Genomic DNA, 23581 nt, shown 5'->3' on the forward strand with positions numbered 1-23581 from the left:
GCATGTTCGACCCGCCCTATCCGGCCGGCCTGCCCGTCGGGCCCGGCTGGCTGCCGGCCGAGCGCACCGAGCCGGTGCTGTTCCCATACGACGGCGGCGTCGTCGCGCCCGCCCCGGTGGGCACGGCCGAGCAGGCCACCGCGGCCGTGGACGCGGCGGTGGCGGTTCGCTCACGGGTCGCCGCGCTGCCGTCCCGGGTGCGCAGGGCCGTGCTGACCGGCGTGCGGGAGGCACTCGCCGAGCGGCGGGAGGAGCTCGAGCACCTGCTCGTGCTGGAGACCGGCAAGCCGCTCGCCGACTGTCGGGTCGAGGTGGCCCGCACGCTGGTGACCTGGGAGGCGGCCGCCGAGGAGGTCGCCCGGCCGCACGGCGAGACCGTGCCGCTGGACCTGCTGCCCGCCGGCGACGGGCTGCTCGGGTTCTGGACCCGGCGGCCGATCGGCGTCGTCGTGGGGATCGCGGGGTTCAACTATCCGCTGCTGCTGGCCTCGCACAAGATCGCACCGGCGGTCGCCGCGGGCTGCCCGGTGGTGTGCAAGCCGGCACCGGCGACACCGCTGGCGACGCTGTGGCTGGTGCACCTGCTGCGGCTGTGCGCCGCCGAGGCCCACGCCCCCGCGGCGATGGTGCAGCTGGTCACCGGCGACGCGGACGTGGGCGCCGCGCTGGTCACCGACCCGAGGGTGGGCGCGGTGTCGTTCACCGGGTCGGCCGCCGTGGGGCACCGCATCGCCCGCGACGCCGCGCCGCGCCGGACGTTGCTGGAGCTGGGGTCCAACGCCGCGCTGGTCGTCGCCCCCGACGCCGACCTGGACGCCGCGGTGGACGCCGTGCTGCGCGGCGGGTTCTACGCCTCGGGGCAGGCGTGCATCTCGGTGCAGCGGGTGCTGGTCGTCGAGGAGGTCGCCGCCGCGTTCACCGAGCGGCTGCTGGCCCGGCTGGGCGAGGTCACCGTCGGCGACCCGCGCGACCCCGGCACTCGGGTGTCGGCGCTGATCGACCGGCGGGCCACCGAGCGGGTGCTGGCGTGGGTCGAGGCCGCGGTCGCGGCCGGCGCGCGGATGCTCGGCGGTGGGGGCACCGAGGGCACGGTGGTGCGGCCGACGGTGCTCGCCGACGTGCCGGACGGCACGCCGTGCTGGGAAGAGGAGGTGTTCGGCCCGGTCGTGTGCCTGCGCACCGTGTCCGATGTGGACACCGCCTTCGAGCAGGTCAACGCGTCCAGGTACGGGCTGCACGCGAGCGTGTTCACTGGCTCGCTGCGGACCGCGCTGCACGCCGTGGACCGGCTGGAGGTCGGCGGCGTCGTGGTGAACGAGGTGCCGGGATTCCGGTCGGACACCATGCCCTACGGCGGGGTGAAGGACTCCGGCATCGGCAGGGAGGGCCCGCGGTTCGCCATCGAGGAGCTGACCGTGACGCGGATGGCGGTGATCCGGCCGTGAGCGGAGCTTGCGGAGCGAACCATCCAACACAGCAGCCTTGGCGAACGCCGCCGACGAGCGCCAGCGAGGAGGGGGTGTGAGCGGATACGCGGACCTGTTCCGGTTGGAAGGCCGGCGGGCCGTGGTGCTCGGGGCCGGCAGCGGCATCGGGCGGGAGTCGGCGCTGGCGCTGGCCGCGCACGGCGCCGCCGTGGTGTGCGCGGACCGGGACCTCGGCGCGGCGGAGCGGACCGCGGAGCTGACCGGGTCGGGGGCCGAGGCGTACGGGGTCGACCTGCTGGACACCGCGGCCGTCGAGCGGGCCGCGGCCGAGCTGGGCGAGGTGGACGTCCTCGTGCTGACCGCGGCGACCAACGTGCGCAAGCGGTTGCTGGACTACGACAGGGCCGAGTTCGACCGGGTGGTGTCGCTCAACCTCGGCGCGACGTTCGACGTCGTGCGGGCCTTCGGCGCGCCGATGGTGGCCCGCGGCGGTGGCTCGATCATCGCGTTCTCGTCGATCCGGGCGACCACGGTCGAGCCGGGGCAGGGCGTGTACGCGGCGACGAAGGCCGGGCTGGTGCAGCTGCTGCGCACGGCCGCCGCGGAGTTCGGCCCGGCGGGGGTGCGGGTCAACGCGATCGCGCCCGGCGTGGTGGAGACGCCGCTGACCGCGCAGATCAAGGCGGACCCGGAGTGGTACCGGGCGTACGCGAGCAAGAGCGCGCTCGGCCGGTGGGCGCGGGCCGAGGAGCTGGCCGGCGCGGTGGTGTACCTGGCGTCGGACGCGGCGAGTTTCGTCACCGGCGCGGTGCTCGCCGTGGACGGTGGCTGGACCGCGATCGACGGCCGGTACGACCCGCCGGCGTCGTAGTTGGTTGGGAGGGAGCATGGTCGACATCGTCACGCTCGGTGCGGTCGAGCTGCGGGACGCGTACCGGAAGGGTGAGCTGTCTCCGGTGGAGGTGACCGAGGCGGTGCTCGCCCGGGTCGACGCGCTCGAGCCCACGCTGCGCGCGCTGTACGTGTACGACCCGGAGGGAGCGCGGGCCGCCGCGCGGGCCGCGGAGCAGCGGTGGCGGGCAGGGCGGCCGCTCGGCCCGGTGGACGGGATCCCGCTGACGCTCAAGGAGAACATCGCGACGCGAGCCACACCGGTGCCGCTCGGCACGGCGGCGACCGAGCTGGTGCCCGCGCCGGCCGACGCACCGGCGGCGGCGCGGCTGCGCGAGTCGGGCGGGGTGGTGCTGGGCAAGACGACGATGCCGGACTACGGGATGCTCACCTCGGGGTTGTCGAGCCTGCACCCGTGCGCGCGGAACCCGTGGGACCCGACGCGCACGCCGGGCGGGTCGAGCGCCGGCGCGGCGGCGGCCGCCGCGGCCGGATACGGGCCGTTGCACGTGGGCACCGACATCGGCGGGTCGATCCGGTTGCCCGCGGGGTGGTGCGGGCTGGTGGGGCTGAAGCCGAGCTTCGGCAGGGTGCCGGTGCACCCGCCGTTCCCCGGGCGGGTGGCCGGGCCGATGACCCGTGACGTGGCCGACGCGGCATTGCTGATGGAGGTGCTGGCCAGACCGGACGAGCGGGACCACCTGAGCCTGCCGCCGGCGGAGCTGCCGTGGGGGTCGCCGGAGCTGGACGTGGCAGGGGCGCGGATCGGCCTGCAACTGGAGCCCGGGGAGGGGCTGGCGGTGGAGCCGGAGATTCGGGCGGCGGTGGTCGAGGCGGCGCGGCTGCTGGAGAAGGCGGGGGCGGTGGTGGAGCCGGTCGAGCCGTTCGTCAGCAGGGAGATGCTGGACGGGCTGGACCGGTTCTGGCGGACCAGGGCGCTGGTGGAGGTCGCCGCCCTCCCGGCGGAGCGCCGGGAGCGGATCCTGCCGTACATCGCCGAGTGGATCCGCGGCGCCGAGGGCCTGTCCGGGGTGGACGTGTACCGCGGGTTCGCGCAGCTGGACGCGCTGAGCGTGGCGGCGCTGGCGGCGTGCCGGCCGTTCGACTTCGTGCTCTCGCCGGTGTGCCCGGTCGGCCCGCCGCCGGCGGAGTGGGCGTCCCCCACCAACGACCCGGCCCGCCCGTTCGAGCACATCGTGTTCACCGTGCCGTACAACATGTCCGGCCAACCCGCCGTGTCGATCAACTGCGGCTACACGGCCGACGGACTGCCGATCGGCCTCCAGATCGCCGGCCGCCGTTTCGACGACGTCGGCGTCCTCCGCCTGGCCGCCGCCTTCGAACACCTCCGCCCACCCCCACACCCCTGGCCGACCTACCCCCCGACGCGGAGATGAGCAGCACGCCGAGGAGCATATGGCGATGACTGCGACGAGGGCGCCTGCCTGGGTTCGCGACGAGGTCATCCTTGCCTGTGATCTCGTCCGCCAGAATGGATGGCGTTGGTTGCTGCAAACCGACCCACGGGTCGCGGAGCTGTCCTCACTGCTCCAGCACATGCCGCTGCATCCCGCCGGGGTCCGCGGACCCAAGTTCCGGAACATCAATGGCGTCTCTCGGAAGACAGCAGACATCGCCACGAACCACCCTGACTACCGCGGTAAGCGAACGCATGGCGGGGCGCTCGACCGGGAGGTCCTCCAGAACTTCTTGGACCAGCCGAAGGAGATGGCAGCCGCGGCCGACGCCATCAGGTCCGGCATCCGCTCGGGCTCGTTCGATGCCACTGCGGTTGGTTGGGATGATGACGAGGAAGTCGCGGAAGCCGTCGAAGGCCGGCTACTCGCACGTCGGCACTTTGCCCGGGAACGTAACCCGAGACTACGTGAGAAGAAGATCCGCGCTCATCTATCCCAGCACGGTTCCCTTGCCTGCGAGGCATGCGGATTCGATTTCGAGGCGACCTACGGTCCCCATGGCGCGAGGTATATCGAATGCCACCACATCTTGCCCCTGCATGCGTCAGGGCAGACGACCACCCGCCTCGACGACCTCATGTTGATCTGTGCGAACTGCCACCGGATGGTTCACCGAGGCAAACCGTGGCTGACACCGGAGGAGCTGAAGAGGATGATTCGGACGCACTGAAGGCGCTTGTCGCCCGGTCAGCAGTTCGGGACCTTCGGCTCGGCGCTGGCCAGCCGGGCCAGGCGGGTGTAGGAGTCCAGCATCTCGGCCCTGTCGTGGGTGCTCATGGTGACCAGCAGCTCGTCGGCGCCCGTCCGGTCCACGAGGTCGGCCAGTCGCGCCGCCACCTCGGCCTCCGTGCCGTACACCTGGTCGCGCAGGGCCTCGTCGAGCAGGGTGCGCTCCTTGCCGGTCAGCCGCCGGGCCAGCACGTCCTCCGCGGGCTCCAGCGGCGGGAACACGCCCCGGGTCCGCGAGTACACCGTCGACCACGCCTCGGGCAGCAGCAGCCGGCGGGCCTCCGCCGCGCTCCCGCCCACCGCCACGGTCAGCGCGACCACGACGTACGGGCACGGCCACATCGTCGACGGCCGGAACGTCGACCGGTACCGCGCCACCCGCTCCGCCATCCGCGCGACCCCGCCCACCGGCGCGATCACCAGCGCCAGCCCGAGCTCCGCCGCCAGATCCGCCCCGGCCCCGGTGGCCAGCACGAACGCCGGCACCCGCCGTCCCTCCGCGGGGACGCCGTGCACCCCGGGATGCACCCGCTGATCCCCGCTGAAGTACCCGAGCAGCTCGCGCACCTGCTCGCCGAACCGCTCCGCGGCGTCCCGGTCCCGCCCCAGCGCCCCGCGCACCCCGCCGGTGAACCCGACCGAGCGTCCGAGCCCCATGTCGATTCGCCCCGGATGCAGCGACTCCAACACCCCGAACTGCTCGGCCACCACCAGCGGCTGGTGGTTGGGCAGCATCACCCCGCCGGTTCCCACCCGGATCCGTGAGGTCGCCCCGGCCACCGCCGCCGCGAGCACCGTCGGCGCCGACCCGGCGACCCCGGGCACGCTGTGGTGCTCGGCCACCCAGAACCGGTGGTAACCGAGCTCCTCGACCCGCCGGGCGAACCGGACGGTGTCCCGGATCGCCGCACCCGGATCCTGCCCCCGCCGCACGCTCGCGCGGTCGAGGACGGACAGCGGCACCGGCACCGTGGGAGTCACGTCAGGTGCAACGCCGCGCCGCGGCCGGAATTCCGGCTTGCCGTGCTTGCCGTGCTTGCCGTGCTTGCCACCGTGGCAAGCGTTCAGCGGATCGGGCGGCACTGGCCCGAACGCCAGCGAGCCTGGCGACACCCACCCGGCCACGGTGTCACCATGACCGGATGCGAATGGTGTACGCGGGCGCGAGCCGGGCCGAGTTCGTCCGCGCCCGGGACCGGCTGCTGGAGCACTTCGTCTCCTGGGCCAACACCCTTGGTCGGCCCGCCGACCTGCTCGTCGCGCAGGCGGCGCTGGACTTCCGGTTCAACCGCGACGGCCTGCTCGGCCGCTGGACCATCGACCGGCTCCGCGACACCGTGCTCGTCTGGTTTCCGCGCAAGCTGATCCTGCTCGCCGAGCCGCCCACGCACGTGCTGGCCACCGTCGCCGCGCTGCTGGACTACCTCGGCGACGCCGACCTGCTCGACGAGCGCAGCGACCCGCTGCCCCAGCTGCACCGCGCCCTCGACGAGGTCGCCCCGGAGTTCACCGCCGCGATGGCCGACCCGCGCAACTTCGGCGTCAGCAAGTTCTGGGCCACGACCATGGCGCAGCACGGCGTCGACCCGACCGACCCGGACGCCGCCGAGCGGTTCATGGCCCAGGTACGGATCGGCGCGACCGACGTCGACCCCGAGGTGCTCGCCACCGTCGAGCGGCGCCGCACCGCCGGCGACCCTTCCGTCGCGTGGAACCCGCCGCCACCGGTCATGGCCGTCCAGGAGTGGGAGGAGCTCGGCGACGACGCCGCACGGTGCCCCGTGGTCATCCGGCTGCGCCGGTTCGTCGAGTGGGTCGACTGGGACGACGGCTGCGCGCTCACCCCGCGCGGCGACCTGGCCCCGGCCGTGGCGGCCGAGCTGGCCCGCCTTCCGGAGCTGGCCGACCCGGCCCAGCTGCGGGACACCGTCCTGCTGGCGAAGGCGCTCTGGCTGGTCCGCGCCCGCAAGGGCCGGCTGTACCGGGTCCGCTCGGCCGCCCCGGTGCTCCACCAGCCGTTCTGGTTGTGGCGCCGGGCCGTGGACAAGATCGTCGTCGACCGGCAGCGGTTCCGCGGCCGGGAGGCCGTGCGGATCGAGACCGAGATGCACCACGCCGTGCTCGTCTCCGTGTACTCCGCGGGCGGCTCGCTCACCGTGGACCGGCTGGAGGAGATGCTGCGCCGGGTCGACGGGGTGCCGAAGGGCGGCATGTCGAGGGTCACCGCCGGCGTCCACCGGCTCGCCGAGTTCGGGCTGCTCGACGTGCGGGCCGGCGGCGCGGAGATGCTGCTCCTCCCGCTCGGCGCCTACGCCGTCCGCGAGCTGCTCGGGCAGGCCGGGCTGCCGGTGATCGGGCTGGACGACCTCGCGCGGGAGACCGCGGAGGTGCTGGTCGCCCGGCTCGCGCCGCTCCGCCCCGAGCTGTTCGAGCGGGGGATCGACGCGTGGCTGCGCGCCCGCGACCAGGCCATCGCGATCGAGGAGCTGACCGCGCTGGCGCGCCGAACCGACGACCTCGGGCACCGGGTGATGGCCTACCGCATCCTCGACCGCTGTGGCACGGCCGGCACCGACGCGGTCGCCGCGCTGCGCGACCACTCCACCGCCGGCCCTTCCGCCGCGGCGTGGCTGGTCAACGCCCACGTCCTGCCCGAGGAGGCGCTCACCGAGCGGGAACGGCGCTACACCAAGGTCGACGCGGTGCTGAGCGGCGTGCGGCGGGACGGGGAGGACGCGGTGGTGGCGTTCGCCGCCCTGCCGGCCAGCGCCCAGCTCGACTTCCTCGACCAGGTCCTCACCACCGGGCACCCGGGCACCGCCGAGCTGCTCCGGGTGTTCGCGGTGGCCCACCCGGACCCGGACATCGCCGAGGCCGCCGAGCGGGCACTGGTGCGCTTCCGCGCCAAGCCCACCCTCTGACCTCCGCCGGCGCTCGCGCGTCGACCGGCGAGCTCACTCGCCGGCGGACTCGATGGCGTCCGCCAGCGCGAGGATCCGGCGGGCGTTGTCGACGTGCAGGTTCTCGATCATCCGACCGTGGACCGTCGCCACCCCGCGGCCCTCGGCCTTCGCCTGCTCGAACGCCTCGATGATCTGGCGGGACCGGGCCACCTCCTCGGCCGAGGGCGCGAACACCCGGTTGCACGGCTCGAGCTGGCTGGGGTGGATCAGCGTCTTGCCGTCGAAGCCGAACTGCCGGCCCTGCACGCACTCCGCCTCGAAGCCGGCGAGGTCGGACACGTCGTTGTAGACGCCGTCGAGGATGGCCTTGCCGGTGGCCCGCGCGGCGAGCAGGCACAGCGACAGCCCGCCGAGCAGCGGTGCCCGGCCGGGCACGAACTCGGCGTGCAACTCCTTGGCCAGGTCGTTGGTGCCCATCACCAGCACGGTGAGCCGCTCGCTGGCGCCGGCGATCTCCTCAGCGCGCAGCATCGCCGCCGGGGTCTCCACCATCGCCCAGATCGCCGTGCGCTCCGGCGCCCCGTGCAGCTCGAGCGCGCGCTCAAGCTCGTGCACCTCCCTGGCCGAGCCCACCTTCGGCACCACCACCGCGTCCGGCCCCGCCTGCGCGGCCGCGTGCAGGTCGGCGTCGTGCCACTCGGTGTCCACCGCGTTGACCCGGATGGTCACCTCGCGTCGCCCGTAGGCCCCGGACGCGGCGGCGGCGCACACCCGCTCGCGGGCCTGCTCCTTCGCGTCCGGGGCCACCGCGTCCTCGAGGTCGAGGATCACCGCGTCGGCCGGCAGCGTCCTGGCCTTCTCCAGCGCGCGCTCGTTCGCCCCGGGCATGTACAGCACGGAGCGGCGTGGCCTGATCGTCGTCATTCGGCGCGTGCCTCCTCGGTCGCGGCGGCTGAAACGGCATAGGCCTCGGCCAGCTCGGGGTCGCGCTCGGCCAGCGCGTCGGCCAGCTCGGCCACCACCCTGCACTGCTTCACCGTGGCGTCGTCCTGCATCTTCCCGTCGAGCATCACGGCGCCGGTGCCGTCGCCCATCGCGGCGATCACCCTCCGCGCCCAGGCCACCTCCGTCGGCGCGGGGGAGAACACCTTCCTGGCGATGTCGATCTGCGCCGGGTGCAGGCTCCATGCCCCGACGCAGCCGAGCAGGTAGGCGTTGCGGAACTGGTCCTCGCAGGCCACCACGTCGCGGATGTCGCCGAACGGCCCGTAGTAGGGCAGGATCCCGTGCGCCACGCACGCGTCGACCATCCTGGCCACGGTGTAGTGCCACAGGTCCTGCTGGTAGGTGGTGCGGCCGGCGTGCGGGTCGTCGCCGACCGGGTCGGCCCGCACCAGGTAGCCGGGGTGACCGCCGCCGACCCGGGTCGTCTTCATCCGACGGCTCGCGGCGAGGTCGGCGGGGCCGAGCGAGATCCCCTGCATGCGCGGGCTGGCCCCGGCGATCTCCTCGACGTTGGCCACCCCGCCGGCCGTCTCCAGGATGGCGTGCACCAGCAGCGGGCGGCGCAGTCCGACGCGCGCCTCGAGCTGGGCGAGCAGCCGGTCGACGTAGTGGATGTCCCGCGCCCCCTCGACCTTCGGCACCATGATCACGTCGAGCTTGTCGCCGATCTCGGTCACGAGGGTGATGAGGTCGTCCAGGGCCCAGGGCGAGTCGAAGGAGTTGACCCGCGTCCACAGCTGGGTCCGTCCGAAGTCGGTGTCCCTGGCGATGCGCACCAGGCCGGCGCGGGCCTCCTCCTTGCGGTCGGCGGTCACCCCGTCCTCGAGGTTGCCGAGCAGGACGTCGACCTTCGGCGCGAGGTCCGGGACCTTCGCGGCCATCTTCGGGTTGCTCGGGTCGAAGAAGTGGATCATCCGCGAGGGCGGGTTCGGGATCTCCCGCACCGGGTCGGGCGCACCCACGGCGAGTGGCGCGAAGAAGTCCTTCGGCGAGCGCATCGAGCCTCCATGGCTACTGGCCGGTCACGTGCGGCTGACCCTAGTGCGGCGCCGTCCCGACCGCTGCGGCGTAACTCACGCCCTCCTTCCCGGCGCTCGTCGGCGGCGTTTGGTGGAGTTCGGCGGAGTTCGCCGAGGCTGCCGTGGTGAACGGCGAGGTCGCTCGTGTGGTGGCCGTTCGCACCGTAGTGCCGTTCGCCTCACCCTCACCCGTACGGCGGCACGGTCGGGCTGAAGTCCGATGACCGCCCACCGACCGGTCACCGACCGTTGAGTGCCGCCGATCGCAGGTGCTTCTTCTCCCCAGCGCTTCCCGCCCGCCCGGCTGGTACTCAGGTTCATGTGCCTCTTTTCACGAGGCACCCGACGTCCCCGGACAACCGGTCGAACGGCAACGGCAGAAGGAGGCGGACCTCGTGGCGGTTACACCTGGGCAGACCACGGTCACCGGCGGCGCGGGCGACACCCGGTCACTACCCGGCCACGTCCTTCCGCCGCTGGCGCTGCCGGCCGGTGTCGACGAGCTGGCCGTGGCGGCCGCCGCGCAGCTCGGTTGGGACGGCGACGTGCTCCCGATGACCATGCTCGGCCGGCCCGTGTTCGTGGTCGCCCGGCTGTGCACCGACGTGCACGCCGAGCGCATCGCCATGGGGATGCCGCCGGTGACCGACCGGGCGAGCGTGTCCACCTGGGTGTGGCCCGAGCTGGCCGGTACCGCGCCCGCGCGGGCGGCCGAGATCGTCGGCGTGCTCGCGGTCGCCCGGCACTGGCGCACCGGCATGGCCGCCGTGGTTCCGTTCGCCCGCTACGGCGAGGCCGCGATGGTGCTGCCGTCGGCCGCCGTGCTCACCGAGGACTATGTGGACAACTGCCTGCCCCGGGCCCGCACCTACGGCCTGGCGGTGGTCACCGCCGACGAGAACGCGATCGTCGACCTCGACCTCTCCGGGCGCAACGAGCGGGTCCTGCTGCCGGAGGACTCGGTGTCCCGCTGGGTGAACGAGATGGTCTACGAGCAGTTGCTCGCTGCCGCCTGAACGCCGCTGGCCTAGGGTTGGGCCCATGCGTGTGGTGATTGCCGGCGGTCACGGGAAGATCGCGCTCCGGCTGGAGAAGTTGTTGGCCGCCAACGGTGACGTCGCGGTCGGCATCATCCGCAACGTCGAGCACGCGGCCGAGCTGCGCGACGTCAGCGCCGAGCCCGCGGTGGTGGATCTCGAGGCGACCACGGTCGACGAGGTGGCCGAGGTGCTCGACGGCGCCGACGTCGCGGTGTTCGCCGCCGGCGCAGGCCCGGGCAGCGGGTTGGCCCGCAAGGAGACCGTGGACCACGCCGCCGCCGTGCTGTTCGCCGACGCGGCCGAGCGGGCCGGCGTCCGCCGGCACGTGCAGGTCAGCGCGATGGGCCTGGACCGCGCCGACGACCCGGCCACCGACGAGGTGTTCGCGGCGTACCTGCGGGCGAAGGCGGCGGCCGAGGCGGACCTGCGCTCCCGCGATCTGGAGTGGACGATCCTGCGCCCCGGGCGGCTCACCGACGAGCCGGGCACCGGCATGGTGCACCTGACCGAGCACGTCGAGCCCGGGGAGGTGCCCCGCGACGACGTGGCCGCCGTGCTGATGGCCGTGGTCGCCGACGAGTCCGTCACCGTGCGCCGCACCCTGGAACTGACCAGCGGGAACACCCCGATCGACGAGGCACTCGGCCGACTGTGAGGGGCTACTCGCCGAGCACGTGGTCCAGGTGGGGGTTACCGAAGACCCGGTTCGGGTCGACCTGGTCCCGCATCCGGAGGAAGTCGTCGAACCGGGGGTAGCGCTCGCGCAGCGCGGCCGCGTCGAGGTCGTGCATCTTGCCCCAGTGCGGCCGGCCGCCCACCGCGCCGGCGATGCTGGCGAACGCCGCGAAGTACTCCCGGTACGGCATGCCGACGAAGTTGTGCACGGCGATGTAAACGGAGTCCCGGCCGTACGCGGTGGACAGCCAGATGTCGTCGGCGGCGGCCACCCGAACCTCGACCGGGAACGCGACCGGGCTCTCCAGCCGCGGCACGAGCGCGCGCAGCTCCCGGAAGACCTCGGGTAGCGCCGCCCTGGGGACGGCGAACTCCGACTCGACGAAGCGCACCGCCCTGCGGGTAACGAACACCCGGTGCGAGCGGTCGCTGTACTCCCGTGTGGACAGCACGGCCGAGGCCAGCCGGCCGAGCGGGCGGGTCAGCCGTGGCACCGTGCGGCAGATCCCGCCGACCGCGCCGAGTGCCACGTTCTCCACCAATCCGTACTCGACGAAGCGGCGTACCGGCGACAGTGGGCTGGGCGAGCTGTCCGCCGGTAGCCGGTTGTTGCGCTTGACCAGGGCATTACGACCGTAGGGCAGCCAGTAGAACTCGAAGTGGTCGTTGCCGTCGGCGTACTCGTCGAACCGCTCCACCACCTGGTCCAGCGGCTCCGGCCGTTCCTCGGCGGCCAGCAGGTACGCCGGCTCGCAGCGCAGCGTCACCGTGCTGATGACCCCGAGGGCCCCGAGGCCGACCCTGGCGGCGGCGAACAGCTCGGGGCGCCGGTCGGCGGAGCACTGCACCACCGTGCCGTCGGCGAGGACCAACTCCAGCGCCGCGATCTGGGTGGCCAGCCCGCCGAAGCGGGCGCCGGTGCCGTGCGTGCCGGTGGACACCGCGCCGGCGATGGTCTGCGCGTCGATGTCACCGAGGTTGGTCATCGCCAGCCCGAGCCGGTCCAGTTCGGCATTGAGGGTGTGCAGGGTGGTGCCCGCGCGGACGGTCACCAGGCCGGCGTCGACGTCCGCGCTGGCGACGCCGGTCCACTGCGACAGGTCGATCGCGTCGGAGTCGGCGACGGCGATCGGGGAGAAGGAGTGCCCGCTGCCGCGGGCGCGAATCCGCCGCCCTTCGACGGCGGCGTCGGTGACCGCCCTGGCGATCTCGGCGACGCTGCGTGGGGTGTGCACCCGGCGAGGCTTCGCGGTCGCGGTACCCGCCCAGTTGGTCCACGCTGTCATCCGGTCACCTGCTGTCTCGTGTGTGGTGTGCGGACACGATAAGTGAATAGGATTCGCGTTTCAAGGATTCTTGCCGTACCGTACGTCTCGTGCCCGCACTGCTCCAGACGGCCTACGAGCTGGCCACCACGGACGTCGACCCGCCGCTGGCGGTCGTCGACCTGAACGCGTTCGACGCCAACGCCGACGACCTCGTGCGGCGTGCCGGCGGGCGGCCGATCCGGGTGGTGAGCAAGTCGGTGCGCTGCCGGGAGCTGCTGGAGCGGGTGCTGTCCAGGCCGGGCTTCGCCGGGGTGATGGCGTACTCGCTGCGTGAGGCGCTGTGGCTGGTCGAGCGAGGAACCAGCGATGATGTCCTGGTGGCGTATCCCTCGGTCGACGCGGGCGCGCTGCGGGCGCTGGCGGCGGACGAGCGGGCCCGGCGGGCGATCACGCTGATGGTCAACTCGACGGAGCACCTGGACGTGGCGGCCGCGGCGCTGGGGGCGGGTCATCCGGAGCTGCGGGTGTGCCTGGAGCTGGACGCGTCGTGGCGGCCGCTGCCCGGGGCGCACGTGGGGACGCGACGGTCGCCGGTGTTCACCCCGCGGCAGGCGGGCGAGCTGGCGCGGGCCGTGGTGGCGCGGCGCGGGTTCCGGCTGGTGGGGGTGATGGCGTACGAGGGGCAGATCGCCGGGGTGCCCGACGGCGGTGGGGGGCCGTTGGGCGGCGTGGTGCGCTGGATGCAGCGTCGGTCGGCGGCCGAGCTGGCCCGGCGCCGGGGCGCGGTGGTGCGGGCCGTGCGAGCGGTGGCCGAGCTGGAGTTCGTCAACGGCGGTGGGACCGGCAGCGTGGAGAGCACGCGGGCGGACCCGGCGGTGACGGAGATCGCGGCCGGATCGGGGCTGATCGGGTCGACGTTGTTCGACCGGTACACGCGGTTCCGGCCGCGGCCGGCGCTGGTGTTCGCGTTGCCGGTGGTGCACAAGCCGGCGCGGCGGATCGCGACGTTGTTCGCGGGCGGGTATGTCGCGTCGGGGCCGCCGAGCGCGTCGCGGCTGCCGGCGCCGTTCCGGCCGGAGGGGCTGCGGCTGCTCGGGGCGGAGGGCGCCGGGGAGGTACAGACGCCGGTGACCGGCCGGCCCGCGGCGGGGCTGCGGATCGGGGACCGGGTGTGGCTGCGCCCCGCGAAGGCCGGCGAGCTGGCCGAACGGTTCGACGAGTACCACCTGGTCGCGGCCGACGGGTCGGCCCGCGCGGTGCCCACCTACCGGGGTGAGGGCAAGAACTTCGGCTGAGCGGAACGACATCCGCCCGGGGATGCTCGGTCGGCGCCTCAGGCCGGCCGGTGCCGAGGCTTGCCCCGACGCCTCCGCCGAGCCCAGCCACCGCACCAGCCCCCCGCCGTGGTCGCCGTTCCGGTCGCCGTGTTCGCGGTCGGCGTCGCCGTGTTCGCGGTCGGCGTCGCTGTGTTGGCGGTCGGCGTCGCTGTGCGGAGTCGAGTGGCGTAATGGTCCGGACGGAAGGACCGTCGCCGCGGGCCGAGTGGGATCGACCGAGGTTCCCGGCCTCCGGGCCGGTGTACCGCACCGCGGAGTGGGCGGCGGGGCCGACCCGTGGGTCGACGGGAGCCGGCGCTCTCGCCGCCTGCCTGACCCGGGCACCTGCCACCCCCACCGTTGCGGTTGCTGGCCACAGTGAGGTTAGCGAAGAGCTCTCCCCTCGTGTCAGATCGAGCACGAAGCGTGCGCTCGGCCCTGCCCGCCGCCGTCGCATCACCCAGGGGAACAGCTCGGTGCGGGCCGAGCAGGCGCCGCGGCAAGCTCTCAGTGTTGGAGCGGGCCCTGGAACACGATTTCGCCTTCGGCGTCGTAGGCGGTGGCCGTGATCGCCTTCCGCTGGACGAGTTCCGGCACCGAGCCCATGGCGTCGGGAAGGAAGACGGCGAAGGTCCGGTTGCGCACCTCCGTCGTCACCGTCCGGCCCTGCACGCTGATCGCGAGCGTGGTGACGCCCTCGTCGATGTCTCCGGAAAGCGCCATTCCGGGTGAGCGGCTCTCGGAGGACAGGACCCTGATCGGGTTGTCGGGTGGGTCGCTCGGGCTCGGGAAGTAGCTGATGCCCCAGATCGGGTTGAGCTGGCAGCTCATGGTGCCTCGCGCGTTGACCGCGAGGACGGTCCGTGTCCGGGTTGTTCGGTGATCCTCGGTGGAGATCTCGTAGTCGAGGAGAGCGCCGGCCTGCCACGTCGGCGCGTCGATCACCGGCCCGCCGCCGTTGCCCGGCCGGTGGAGGCACTCCATCAGAGCCAGCTCCTCCTCGGTGGTGTACGTGGCCTGTGCCGCCACGTCCTCCACGAACACGGCCGGTGGCGGCGGGGCGATCGGGACGGGCGGAGAACTGGTGTCCTGCAAGCCACTCCGCGAGTCCGGTTGGGCCACCAGGTCGACGCGGGTCAGGTCGTTGGTCGCCAGGCTGCCGACGAAGACACCGTCCCGCGCCGCCGACATCAGGGCCGTCTCGTAGGCATCGGGACCGTCGTCGTAGGTGAGAACGCGGTCACGGGTCCGCACGTCCATGTCCTCGATGTCGCGCCCGGCGACGACAACCGTGCCGGCCGGCGTGGTCAGCAGGCCACGGACCCGGTCATCGCCCTCGGACTCGAGGGAGTCGATCGGCGCGGACACCGACACCGTGGTCAGCGAGGTCTCGCAGAACACCGTCCTCGTGCCGGCGCGGATGGCGGTCATCGTCGTGGCTTCCAACTGCTCCTGGAACAGCTGCTGCCAGGAGCCGCGGTCGGGAAACTCCGCGGTCCTGCCGCTCTGCTCGATGGCGGACCAGCAGCGGTCCAGGGTGGCGGTGTCCTCGGTCGCCGCGGGGACGTGATCGACCCCGGTGTTGACGGCAACCGCCCCACCGGCGAGGAGAACCACGGCCGCGGCGACGGTCAGCGGGGCGCGCGACCGGGCGCGCTGCGGGGTGGGCATGCCGGCACGCACGCTGGCGTAGATCCGGTCGGCGACCTGCGGGGGGAGCTCGCGGCGTGGGGGCAGGCCTGCGTCATCGAACTCGGTCACGATTCCTCCAGCATGGTCCGGAGCCGGGTACGGGCTCGGGAGATGTGGGCGCGCACGGTGGACTCGGCGACCGAGAGGGCCGCCGCGGCATCGGCCGTGGAGAGGTCACCGAGCAGGCAGAGTTCGGTGACCTGCCGCTCGGCTCGGGGCAGCCGGCGAACCGCGGCGAGCACCCGGTGGAGGCGGTCCTCGCCGGACAACCGTTCGGTGACCGCGTCGGCGTGGGCGTCCTCCACGTCGGCGTGGGCGACATGCCGGAGCACCCGACCGAACCGCCGCTCGCTCCGATGATGTGTACGGGCCAGGTTGCCGACGACGGCGTAGAGCCACGGGCGCGCACTGTCGCGCACAAGAGTGAAATCGCCACGGCGGCGCCAGGCGGTGAGAAAGGTCGTGGAGGTGAGGTCCTCCGCGGTGGCCCAGGACCCGGTGAGTCGATAGGCATGGTTCCAGACGGCTTCGGCGTGCCGCCCGGAACAGCTCGGCAAACGCCGGCTCGTCTCCACCGGCGGCGCGCCGCCAAAGGTCGGTGTCCGTGGGCGGGCCGTGCCCGACGGCCCACCGTCGTCGCGGAGGCCGTTCAGGGCTTGGCCCTCCCTCGACTGCTCGCTAACAGTGGTCACACAATGAGGTGACCGCCCTCACCACCGCGCTGCGTTCCCCGCGCGAACTTTTCCATCCGCACAGCGACACGAGCACCGATCGGCGGAGTTGTCCACACCGGGCCTCGCCCGTGGACAACCTGCTTCCATGCTGGTCGCGGGCGAATTTCGGGGTAACCGCGCCGGGAGAGTTACTCACCCAGGCGGCCGGCCAGGTAGCCCTTGAGCAGGTACTTCGTCTCGGCCACCACCTCGGGGTCGCCGTCCGCGGCGCGGCGGAACGCCAGGTTGAGCAGCGCGTCCGCGGTCTCCACGGCGACCGCGATCGGCAGCGCGATCTGCTCCTCGGGCAGCCCCAACCGGGTGGTCAGCAGGTGGATCAGCGAGTCGGCCACCACACGGTTGTTGTCCCGCTGCTCGTCGAGCAGCCGCATGTCCACCACGTCGCCGAAGTGCACCTTCGAGAACCCGGGCACCTCCCGGTGCATCCGCAGGTAGATGTCCAGCAGCGAGTCCACGACGTCCCACCAGTGCTGGTGGTCCACCGTCGCCAGCCGCTCACCCACCGCGGCCATGAACTTCTCCAGGTTCCGCTGCGTCATGGCCTGCACCACGGCCCGCTTGTCCGGGAAGAACTGGTACAGCGACCCGACCGCGACACCGGCCCGCTTGGCGATCAGCGTCGTCGTCAGCGCGTCGTAACCCATCTCCTCGATCAACTCGGCGCTCGCGTCGAGCATCCGCTCCACCCGTCTCGCGCTGCGCTGCTGAACGGGCTGCCGCCGAAGCGGGGTGGCTTCGGGCTTTGCCGCGCGCGATGGTGGTTTCGCGGCCTGGGTGTCGGACACGTGAGACTCCTCCTGTGCTGATCAGCGACTTTAGCGCGCCAACACACTTCCCCTCGGTCTAGGTAACCGTTAACATCTGAGAACTTTTCATATTTTGCCCCGAACGGTGAGGCTCTCCTGTGGACATACCCGCTTTCCCGCCCTACTTCCTCTGGGGCGTGTCGACCTCGGCCTTCCAGATCGAGGGCGCCACCCGCGAAGGCGGTCGGGGCACCTCGATCTGGGACACCTTCACCGCGACACCGGGCAGGATCGCTCGGGGTGAGCACGCGGACGTGGCCACCGACCACTACCACCGCTACCGCGAGGACGTGACGCTGCTGGCCGAGCTCGGCGTCGGCGCCTACCGCATGTCGTTCGCCTGGCCGCGGATCCAACCCGCCGGCACGGGCCGCCCGAACCCGGCCGGTCTCGACTTCTACGACCGCCTCCTCGACGCCGTGTGCGCCGCCGGCATCGCCCCGGTCGCCACGCTCTACCACTGGGACACGCCCCAACCGATCGAGGACGCCGGCGGCTGGCTCGCGCGGGACACCGCCGAGCGGTTCGCCGACTATGCCGCGATCCTCGGCGAGCGCTTCGCCGACCGGGTGCGCCTGTGGATCCCGCTCAACGAGCCGATGGTCATGTCGATCTACGGCTACGGCATCGGCGAGTACGCGCCGGGCAGGACGTTGCTGCTCGACGCCATTCCGACCGCGCACCACCAGAACCTGGCCCACGGCCGGGCCGTCCAGGCGCTGCGCGCGGCGGGCGCGGCCAGGGTCGGCACCGCCAACAACCACAGTCCGATCTGGCCGCTCGGCGACACCGACCTCGACGCGGCGCGCTGGCTGGACGCCCTGCTCAACCGGCTGTTCGCCGATCCGGTGCTGCTCGGCGGCTACCCCGACGAGCTGGCCGCGCACCTGCCCGACCGGTTCGCCGACGACCTGCCGACGATCGCCCAGCCGCTCGACTTCTACGGCGTCAACTACTACGAACCGCAGGCGGTCGCGGCGCCCGGCCCGGACAACCCGTTGCCGTTCGAGCTCCGGCCGGTCTCCGGCTATCCGCGCACCACCAACGACTCGCCGATCGTCCCCGATGGTCTCCGCGAGCTGCTGGTCGGCATGCGGGACCGTTACGGCGAGGCACTGCCGCCGGTGTACGTCACCGAGAACGGGTGCGGCTTCGCCGACGAGGTCGACGCCGACGGCAGGGTGCGCGATCGGGAGCGCGTCGAGTTCCTCGCCGCACACCTCACGGCCCTGCGGGCCGCGATGGACGCCGGGGTCGACGTGCGCGGCTACTTCGTCTGGTCCCTGCTGGACAACTTCGAATGGTCCAAGGGATACGCGCCGCGGTTCGGCCTGGTCCACGTCGACTACGCCACCCTGCGGCGCACGCCGAAGGACTCCTACTTCTGGTACCGCGACCTGGTCCGGCCCCGTGCGTGACGCCAAGGCGGCCGACCCGTTCGCCGCGCCGGTGACTCCGGTGCGGGGTGGCTGGATCTCGCTGCTGTTCCTCGCCAACGTCGGCCTGTGGTTCGCGCTCATCACCCCGATCCAGGTGCTGCTGCCCAAACAGGCCGCGCTGCTGGCCGCCGCGGACAAGGAGCTCGTCTTCGGCATCGTCACCGGGGTGGGCGCGCTGGTCGCCGCCGCGGCCACCCCGCTGGCGGGCCTCGCCTCCGACCGCACCACGTCCCGGTTCGGCCGGCGGCATCCGTGGACCCTCGGCGGGGCGGTGACCGGTTCAGCTGGGTTCGTCGTGCTGGCGAACGCGCCGAACATCGCCGTCATGACGCTCGGCTGGTGCCTCGTCCAGGGCGGGCTCAACGCCACGCTCGCCGCGTTGACGGCCGCGTTGCCCGACCATGTGCCGCTGCGTCAGCGGGCGAGCGTCGCCGGGGTCGTCGGTGTCACGCAGGTCGCCGGGATACTCGTCGGCACCGTGGTGGTGACGACGTTGCTGGCCGGTGTCGGCGCGGGCTACCTCGCCTGCGCGGTGGCCGTGGTCGCCGGCGCGGTCGCCTTCACCACCGGCACCGCGGACGTGGTGTTGCCATGGCCCCTACGTCCGGACGAGCGGCTCGGCGACGCGCTGCGCGGGCTGTGGGTGTCGCCGCGCCGGCATCCGGACTTCGCGTGGGCATGGCTGGGGCACTTCTGTACCCAGGTGGGCAACGCACTCGGCGTGATGTACCTGCTGTTCTTCCTCACCGACGTCGTGCGGCTGCCCGATCCGGACGGTGGCCTGCTCGTCGCGATGCTGCTGTACGCGGCGGCGGTGGTGGTGGGCGCCACGGTGACCGGGCGGCTGTCCGACCGCGCCGGGCGACGCAAGCCCTACGTGTACGTGGCGGTGGTGTTGATGGGCGCGGCGGCGGCGTTGCTGGTGGTCTGGCCGACCTGGCCGATGACGATGGCGGCGGCGGTCGTCCTCGGCCTCGGGTTCGGGGTGTACGCCGCGGTGGGGTTGGCGCTGCTGACCCAGGTGTTGCCGGCGGCCTCCGCCAGGGCGAAGGACCTCGGCATCGTCAACATCGCCAACTCGCTGCCCCAGGTGATCACCCCGTTGATCGCGACGCTGGTGCTGGCCCACCTGGGTGGGTACGCGGCGCTGTACGCGACATCGGCCGTGGTCACCCTCGCGGTCGGAGCGCTGATCAGCCGCGTGCGGTCCGTCCCGTGATGCCGGCGACCGGCGCCGTACCTGGCTGATCGGACCAGGCTGACGGGAGACCGGGCGGTTCCGGACGGCGCGAACCCGAGTGTCCACAGGTCGGGTGCGATGTGGACAACCAGCTGTGGCTGGCATGGAGTCCGCGGGCCGGTGCCGGTCGGGGGAGGGGGAGTGCAACGGCACCGGCCCGCGGAGTATCGGGGCCGCTCACGGGGGCGGGGAGCATCACATCAGCCTTTCCCCAGCCAGCGGCCTGCTCGCCAACATAGCGGCCGATTGAGCCGTCCGCTAGGGATAGGGCGCTAATTTTTCGATTATTCCATTAATACTAGCGACGGGGAAACCGGCGGCTGGCTCACCCGCTCGGGGGGTACGGATGAACCAACCGCCGGCCTGGCGGAAGCCCGGCCTCGACTACGGGGGGTTGTCGAGACAGGCCGGACTCCAACCGTCCGGGGGGCGGGGACCGGGGAGGTCTAGGGGGTAGCCGGAAGGTGTCGCAGCGCGTGCCGGCCCTGCGCCGCCCGGCCCTGCGGCATCGGGTCCCGCGCAGCCGACCGGGTCGCCTGCGCGGGCACGCTCGCCCGGTGCCGGCGACCCCTCCGGCGCAGCTCCTGCTGCGGGGCGAGCCCACCGGCGACGAGGTGCTCGTGCGCGACCTGCCACACCGAGCACGGCGCCTTGCAGCGGTGCCACCGTGTCGAGCACGTGGGGCAGTCCCCACGCTCGTCCGGCTCGTGCGCGCGCAGCATGGCCCGCCAGCCCTCGGTCAACCGGGGCAGCTCGGACCGGGCCACGGACACCAGCGAGGGAGCGTCGGCGCGGTTGGCGAGGTCGGACAGCATGTCGAGGCGTTCCCACACCGCGTTGCGGAGAACCTGCCCGAGGATCTGATCCACCTGGACTCACCGTTACCTTTCCGCCAGCTTGGCGGCTTCGTTGAGCGCTGCCCTGAGATCGCCGAGCTGGTCGGCGGTCAGGCGCGCCGTCTCACCGGGCGGTCCGACCAGGACCACCTCGTCGTCGTCGACGAACACGGTCACGCAGCGTTCCCGGCTGATGAGGTCGCCGCACTGCACCCGCCACACCGGCTGGCCCTTCTCGTACCGGCGGGTGCCCGCGCGGGGCTCCGAACGGGCGGCCGGAGTCCGCGGCGGCACGGCACGCCCGTTGGCGCGGTGCCCTTCGAACGTCCGCACGGAACTCGTGACGGTCGCAGCACGACCAGCGGTGCCCGAGTCCACGAATCCCACGACTCCCTCCGCTTCTGTCGAAGCAACCTCGCAGCGACTACATCGGCGGTTCCGGGAGCCGGTCGCACTCCGTGATCGCGCTGGGTGTCGACTCGCTCACGCGGAACCGAGAACTACATTGCGCCGAAATGAAGGTGGAAAGAAGGTCCGGTGGGTGGCACAGCGGCGACCGGCGTGACTTCCACGGTGAGCGGTCGGCGGAGTTCGGCCCTGCCGATCAGACTCTACAAACGGCGTTTCACAGGGTTGAATAGGTGTGCCTACGCTGCTGATGACGCCCAACGGACCGCGAGGGGTGCGCACATGGACGACAGCCCAGCCAGCCCGGTCACCATCGACCGGCAGAGCCATCCCGTGAAGCCCAACGCGTGGGAGGCCCGGGAGATGCGCGACGCGCTGGCGGCCCGCGACATCAGCACGGTCTACCGCCTGCTGCGGATGCACGGCATCTCGCAGCGCCAGATCGCCGCGATGACCGGCCAGTCGCAGTCCGAGGTGTCGGAGATCCTCAAGGGTCGCCAGGTCATGGCGTACGACGTGCTGGCGCGTATCGCCGACGGCCTGGGTATTCCCAGGGGATACATGGGTCTCGCCTACGACGAGACCACGGCGGTACAGGTCGCCGGCGTCGCCGGCGGTCAGCAGGCTGAGGAGGACGAGTCGGTGAAACGGCGGAAGTTCCTCGCGCACGCCGCCCAGGTCACGATGGGGGCCGCGGTCTTCGGGCCGGCCTCGGAGGCCTGGACGGCGAGCCCGGCGAGGACGCCCGCACCGGGACGCATCGGGATGACCGACGTCCGGCAGGTGGAAGCGGCGACCCGGGCGCTGCGTGCGCTCGACTACCAGTACGGCGGCGGTTTCTGCCGGGACGCTGTCGTCGCCCAGCTGTCCTGGGGCCAGCAGATGCTCCAGGCGAGTGGCACCGACGTGGTGAAGTCCCGGCTCTACGTGGCACTGGCCGACCTGCACAGCCTCGCCGGGTGGACCTCGTTCGACACCGGTCTGTACGACGCCGCGCGCAGCCACTTCGCCCACGCCCTCGACCTGGCCAAACAGGGGGAGAACCACCCGCTGGTGGCCAACGTGCTGTACCGGATGGGCCGGGTGTACCTGCACCAGGATGCGCCCAACGACGCGCTCAAGCTGTTCCAGCTCGGCCAGATCGCGGCCCAGGAGTCCGGCTCGGAGCTGGCGGTGGCCGTGCTCTGCGCCAACGAGGCCTGGGCGTACGCGATGATGCACAACGAGGACCAGGCCATCAAGCTGCTGAACCGGGCCAGGGACGAGTTCGCTCGGGCCGACCTCGCCAACGCCGAGTCGTGGGTGCAGTTCTTCACCGAGACCGACGTCTACGCGATGGTCGGCACGGTGCACACCGTGCTCGCGCAGAAGGTGGACGTCGCCCACACCAGGTATGCGATCCCGGCGCTGACCAGGGCCGTCGAGTCCTACGGCGACGACATGGCGCGCAGCAAGACGTTCAACCTCAGCGCACTGGCCACCAACCACCTGCTCGACGGCGACATCGACCACGGCGCCAAGGTGGGCGGCAAGGCGCTGGACGTGGCGGAAGGGCTGAAGTCGGCCCGGATCAAGGACCGGATGGAGCCGTTGCGGCAGGAGGCGGAGCGGCGGCGGAACAACCCCGACGCGCGTGGCCTGCTGGAACGGATGGGCTCCATCTTCGCGGCGTAGTCGGGAGGAGTTTCGGGGGCGGCGATTTCGGACACGGCCCTGGACGGCCGGTTCACCAGGGACAAACTGGACCGGGCGTTGGGGGACACGTGCGCGCTCCTCGGCCTCGACGCGCGCGGCGCCACCCTGCTGCGGTTCACCAACAACGCCGTGTACTCGCTGGCCACCGCGCCGGTGATCGTCCGGATCGTCGGCAACCGCGCGTTGCGGCACCGCGCCCGCAAGGTGGTCGCGGTGGCCGAGTACTTCGCGCGGTGCGGCGTCCCGGCCATCCGGCTGCTGCCCGGCCTGTGCCAGCCGCTGCACGTCGGCGAGCACGTCGTCACCGTGTGGGAGCGGGTGCCGGACGCCGCGCGCGGCGCCACCCCCGTCGACCTGGCGCACCTGCTCCGCCAGGTCCACCGGCTGCCGCCACCGGAGGGCATCGGTGCCTGGGCGCCGCTGGACGACGTGCGGGCCAGGGTCGCCGACGCCGAGGAGCTCGACCCTGCCGACCGCCGGTTCCTGCTGGACCGGTGCGCCGAGGTGGACGCCGCGCTGCGCACCCTCGACTTCCCGCTGCCCACGGCGCTCGTCCACGGCGACGCGCACCCCGGCAACGTGATCGTGGGACCGGAGGGCCCGGTGCTGTGCGACTTCGACTCCTCCTGTGTGGGCCCACCGGAGTGGGATCTCACACCGCTGGCCGTGGGGCGGGAGCGGTTCGGCGACCCTCCCGAGCGGTACCGGATGCTCGCCGAGGCTTACGGCTTCGACGTGACGACGTGGCCCGGCTTCCCGGTGCTGCGGGCCGCGCGCGAGCTCAAGCTGACCACCAGCGTGCTGCCGATCCTGCGCAGCCATCCGGAGGTGCGCCCGGAGCTGGTGCGCCGGTTGGACGACTTCCGTGCCGGCCGCACGGGGACGCGGTGGCAGCGCTACCGCTGATGGACACGCTGGCATTCGGCGACGGGATCTGACCGTTCGTCGTTTGGCGGTAGCGCCCGGACGGAGAGTCACAT

At 72.6% G+C, this 23581-nt stretch carries 20 protein-coding genes and 1 pseudogene; 12 read left to right on the plus strand and 9 right to left on the minus strand.

What is annotated here, in order from left to right; all coding sequences use genetic code 11:
- The first annotated feature begins 2 nt into the window (after positions 1-2).
- The 4 genes from BM051_RS12840 to BM051_RS12855 all read left to right on the plus strand — a co-directional run bounded on the left by BM051_RS12840 (position 3) and on the right by BM051_RS12855 (position 4466).
- Positions 3-1445 (plus strand): aldehyde dehydrogenase family protein, encoded by a 1443-nt coding sequence (locus BM051_RS12840; RefSeq protein WP_092530286.1) that lies wholly within the window; start codon positions 3-5, stop codon positions 1443-1445.
- A gap of 76 nt (positions 1446-1521) precedes the next feature.
- Positions 1522-2298: an SDR family NAD(P)-dependent oxidoreductase gene (locus BM051_RS12845; protein WP_092530287.1), complete on the plus strand. Its 777-nt coding sequence runs from the start codon at positions 1522-1524 to the stop codon at positions 2296-2298.
- Positions 2299-2314: 16 nt separating this feature from the next.
- Entirely contained in the window at positions 2315-3715 is a 1401-nt protein-coding gene (locus tag BM051_RS12850) for an amidase (protein ID WP_092530288.1), read from the plus strand.
- 25 nt (positions 3716-3740) lie between these two features.
- On the plus strand, positions 3741-4466 hold the full coding sequence (locus tag BM051_RS12855; RefSeq protein WP_243859415.1) for an HNH endonuclease: 726 nt from the start codon (positions 3741-3743) through the stop codon (positions 4464-4466).
- 17 nt (positions 4467-4483) lie between these two features.
- Here the strand turns inward: BM051_RS12855 and BM051_RS12860 are convergent, their stop codons facing one another.
- A complete protein-coding gene (locus tag BM051_RS12860; RefSeq protein WP_243859413.1) occupies positions 4484-5506 on the minus strand; it encodes an LLM class flavin-dependent oxidoreductase in 1023 nt (340 codons plus the stop codon).
- A 161-nt stretch (positions 5507-5667) separates the two neighbouring features.
- On the opposite strand from BM051_RS12860, the gene BM051_RS12865 reads away from it, so the two are divergent.
- The gene (locus tag BM051_RS12865; protein ID WP_134046048.1) at positions 5668-7446 is read left to right on the plus strand and encodes a hypothetical protein; all 1779 of its coding nucleotides are present in this window, start codon (positions 5668-5670) and stop codon (positions 7444-7446) included.
- Between the two features lie 33 nt (positions 7447-7479).
- On the opposite strand, the gene BM051_RS12870 is transcribed toward BM051_RS12865, so the two are convergent.
- Complete coding sequence (locus BM051_RS12870; RefSeq protein ID WP_092530291.1) at positions 7480-8352, minus strand: HpcH/HpaI aldolase/citrate lyase family protein; 873 nt, start codon at positions 8350-8352, stop codon at positions 7480-7482.
- Entirely contained in the window at positions 8349-9431 is a 1083-nt protein-coding gene (locus BM051_RS12875) for an HpcH/HpaI aldolase/citrate lyase family protein (protein ID WP_092530292.1), read from the minus strand. Before BM051_RS12875 ends, BM051_RS12870 begins: the two co-directional genes overlap by 4 nt.
- A gap of 416 nt (positions 9432-9847) precedes the next feature.
- Between BM051_RS12875 and BM051_RS12880 the strand changes: the two genes are divergently transcribed.
- Complete coding sequence (locus tag BM051_RS12880) at positions 9848-10468, plus strand: hypothetical protein (protein ID WP_092530293.1); 621 nt, start codon at positions 9848-9850, stop codon at positions 10466-10468.
- Between the two features lie 25 nt (positions 10469-10493).
- On the plus strand, positions 10494-11147 hold the full coding sequence (locus BM051_RS12885) for an NAD(P)H-binding protein (protein ID WP_092530294.1): 654 nt from the start codon (positions 10494-10496) through the stop codon (positions 11145-11147).
- Between the two features lie 4 nt (positions 11148-11151).
- Here the strand turns inward: BM051_RS12885 and BM051_RS12890 are convergent, their stop codons facing one another.
- Positions 11152-12453: a D-arabinono-1,4-lactone oxidase gene (locus BM051_RS12890; RefSeq protein WP_092530295.1), complete on the minus strand. Its 1302-nt coding sequence runs from the start codon at positions 12451-12453 to the stop codon at positions 11152-11154.
- 89 nt (positions 12454-12542) lie between these two features.
- Between BM051_RS12890 and BM051_RS12895 the strand changes: the two genes are divergently transcribed.
- The gene (locus BM051_RS12895) at positions 12543-13730 is read left to right on the plus strand and encodes an alanine racemase (protein WP_243859411.1); all 1188 of its coding nucleotides are present in this window, start codon (positions 12543-12545) and stop codon (positions 13728-13730) included.
- A gap of 528 nt (positions 13731-14258) precedes the next feature.
- Here BM051_RS12895 and BM051_RS12900 read toward each other — a convergent pair.
- The 3 genes and pseudogenes from BM051_RS12900 to BM051_RS12910 form a co-directional block, all read right to left on the minus strand.
- Positions 14259-15512, minus strand: a complete 1254-nt coding sequence (locus BM051_RS12900; RefSeq protein WP_092530296.1) for a hypothetical protein — start codon at positions 15510-15512, stop codon at positions 14259-14261.
- Positions 15509-15992: pseudogene (locus BM051_RS12905) on the minus strand (RNA polymerase sigma factor). The gene BM051_RS12900 and the pseudogene BM051_RS12905 overlap by 4 nt, the downstream one beginning before the upstream one ends.
- A 313-nt stretch (positions 15993-16305) precedes the next feature.
- Positions 16306-16962: a TetR/AcrR family transcriptional regulator gene (locus tag BM051_RS12910; RefSeq protein WP_177216922.1), complete on the minus strand. Its 657-nt coding sequence runs from the start codon at positions 16960-16962 to the stop codon at positions 16306-16308.
- Positions 16963-17081: 119 nt separating this feature from the next.
- Between BM051_RS12910 and BM051_RS12915 the strand changes: the two genes are divergently transcribed.
- The gene (locus BM051_RS12915) at positions 17082-18401 is read left to right on the plus strand and encodes a GH1 family beta-glucosidase (protein ID WP_092530298.1); all 1320 of its coding nucleotides are present in this window, start codon (positions 17082-17084) and stop codon (positions 18399-18401) included.
- The gene (locus BM051_RS12920) at positions 18394-19641 is read left to right on the plus strand and encodes an MFS transporter (protein ID WP_092530299.1); all 1248 of its coding nucleotides are present in this window, start codon (positions 18394-18396) and stop codon (positions 19639-19641) included. The genes BM051_RS12915 and BM051_RS12920 overlap by 8 nt, the downstream gene beginning before the upstream one ends.
- Before the next feature lie 467 nt (positions 19642-20108).
- Here the strand turns inward: BM051_RS12920 and BM051_RS12925 are convergent, their stop codons facing one another.
- Both BM051_RS12925 and BM051_RS12930 read right to left on the minus strand, forming a co-directional pair.
- Complete coding sequence (locus BM051_RS12925; RefSeq protein WP_092530300.1) at positions 20109-20531, minus strand: hypothetical protein; 423 nt, start codon at positions 20529-20531, stop codon at positions 20109-20111.
- 12 nt (positions 20532-20543) lie between these two features.
- Positions 20544-20885, minus strand: a complete 342-nt coding sequence (locus tag BM051_RS12930; protein WP_092530301.1) for a hypothetical protein — start codon at positions 20883-20885, stop codon at positions 20544-20546.
- 303 nt (positions 20886-21188) lie between these two features.
- On the opposite strand from BM051_RS12930, the gene BM051_RS12935 reads away from it, so the two are divergent.
- Together BM051_RS12935 and BM051_RS12940 are read left to right on the plus strand one after the other, a co-directional pair.
- On the plus strand, positions 21189-22580 hold the full coding sequence (locus BM051_RS12935; protein ID WP_092530302.1) for a helix-turn-helix transcriptional regulator: 1392 nt from the start codon (positions 21189-21191) through the stop codon (positions 22578-22580).
- Positions 22581-22619: 39 nt separating this feature from the next.
- Positions 22620-23507: a phosphotransferase family protein gene (locus BM051_RS12940; RefSeq protein WP_092530303.1), complete on the plus strand. Its 888-nt coding sequence runs from the start codon at positions 22620-22622 to the stop codon at positions 23505-23507.
- Positions 23508-23581 lie beyond the last annotated feature (74 nt).

It is taken from the genome of Amycolatopsis arida (assembly GCF_900115565.1).
Taxonomy (GTDB): domain Bacteria; phylum Actinomycetota; class Actinomycetes; order Mycobacteriales; family Pseudonocardiaceae; genus Yuhushiella; species Yuhushiella arida.

Bases quoted from the DNA above. Each gene is read 5' to 3' on its own strand.
- BM051_RS12875 (WP_092530292.1), bottom strand. From the start codon at position 9,431: ATGCGCTCGCCGAAGGACTTCTTCGCGCCACTCGCCGTGGGTGCGCCC.
- BM051_RS12855 (WP_243859415.1), top strand. From the start codon at position 3,741: ATGACTGCGACGAGGGCGCCTGCCTGGGTTCGCGACGAGGTCATCCTT.
- BM051_RS12840 (WP_092530286.1), top strand. From the start codon at position 3: ATGTTCGACCCGCCCTATCCGGCCGGCCTGCCCGTCGGGCCCGGCTGG.
- BM051_RS12890 (WP_092530295.1), bottom strand. From the start codon at position 12,453: ATGACAGCGTGGACCAACTGGGCGGGTACCGCGACCGCGAAGCCTCGC.
- BM051_RS12850 (WP_092530288.1), top strand. From the start codon at position 2,315: ATGGTCGACATCGTCACGCTCGGTGCGGTCGAGCTGCGGGACGCGTAC.
- BM051_RS12885 (WP_092530294.1), top strand. From the start codon at position 10,494: ATGCGTGTGGTGATTGCCGGCGGTCACGGGAAGATCGCGCTCCGGCTG.
- BM051_RS12870 (WP_092530291.1), bottom strand. From the start codon at position 8,352: ATGACGACGATCAGGCCACGCCGCTCCGTGCTGTACATGCCCGGGGCG.
- BM051_RS12865 (WP_134046048.1), top strand. From the start codon at position 5,668: ATGCGAATGGTGTACGCGGGCGCGAGCCGGGCCGAGTTCGTCCGCGCC.
- BM051_RS12935 (WP_092530302.1), top strand. From the start codon at position 21,189: ATGGACGACAGCCCAGCCAGCCCGGTCACCATCGACCGGCAGAGCCAT.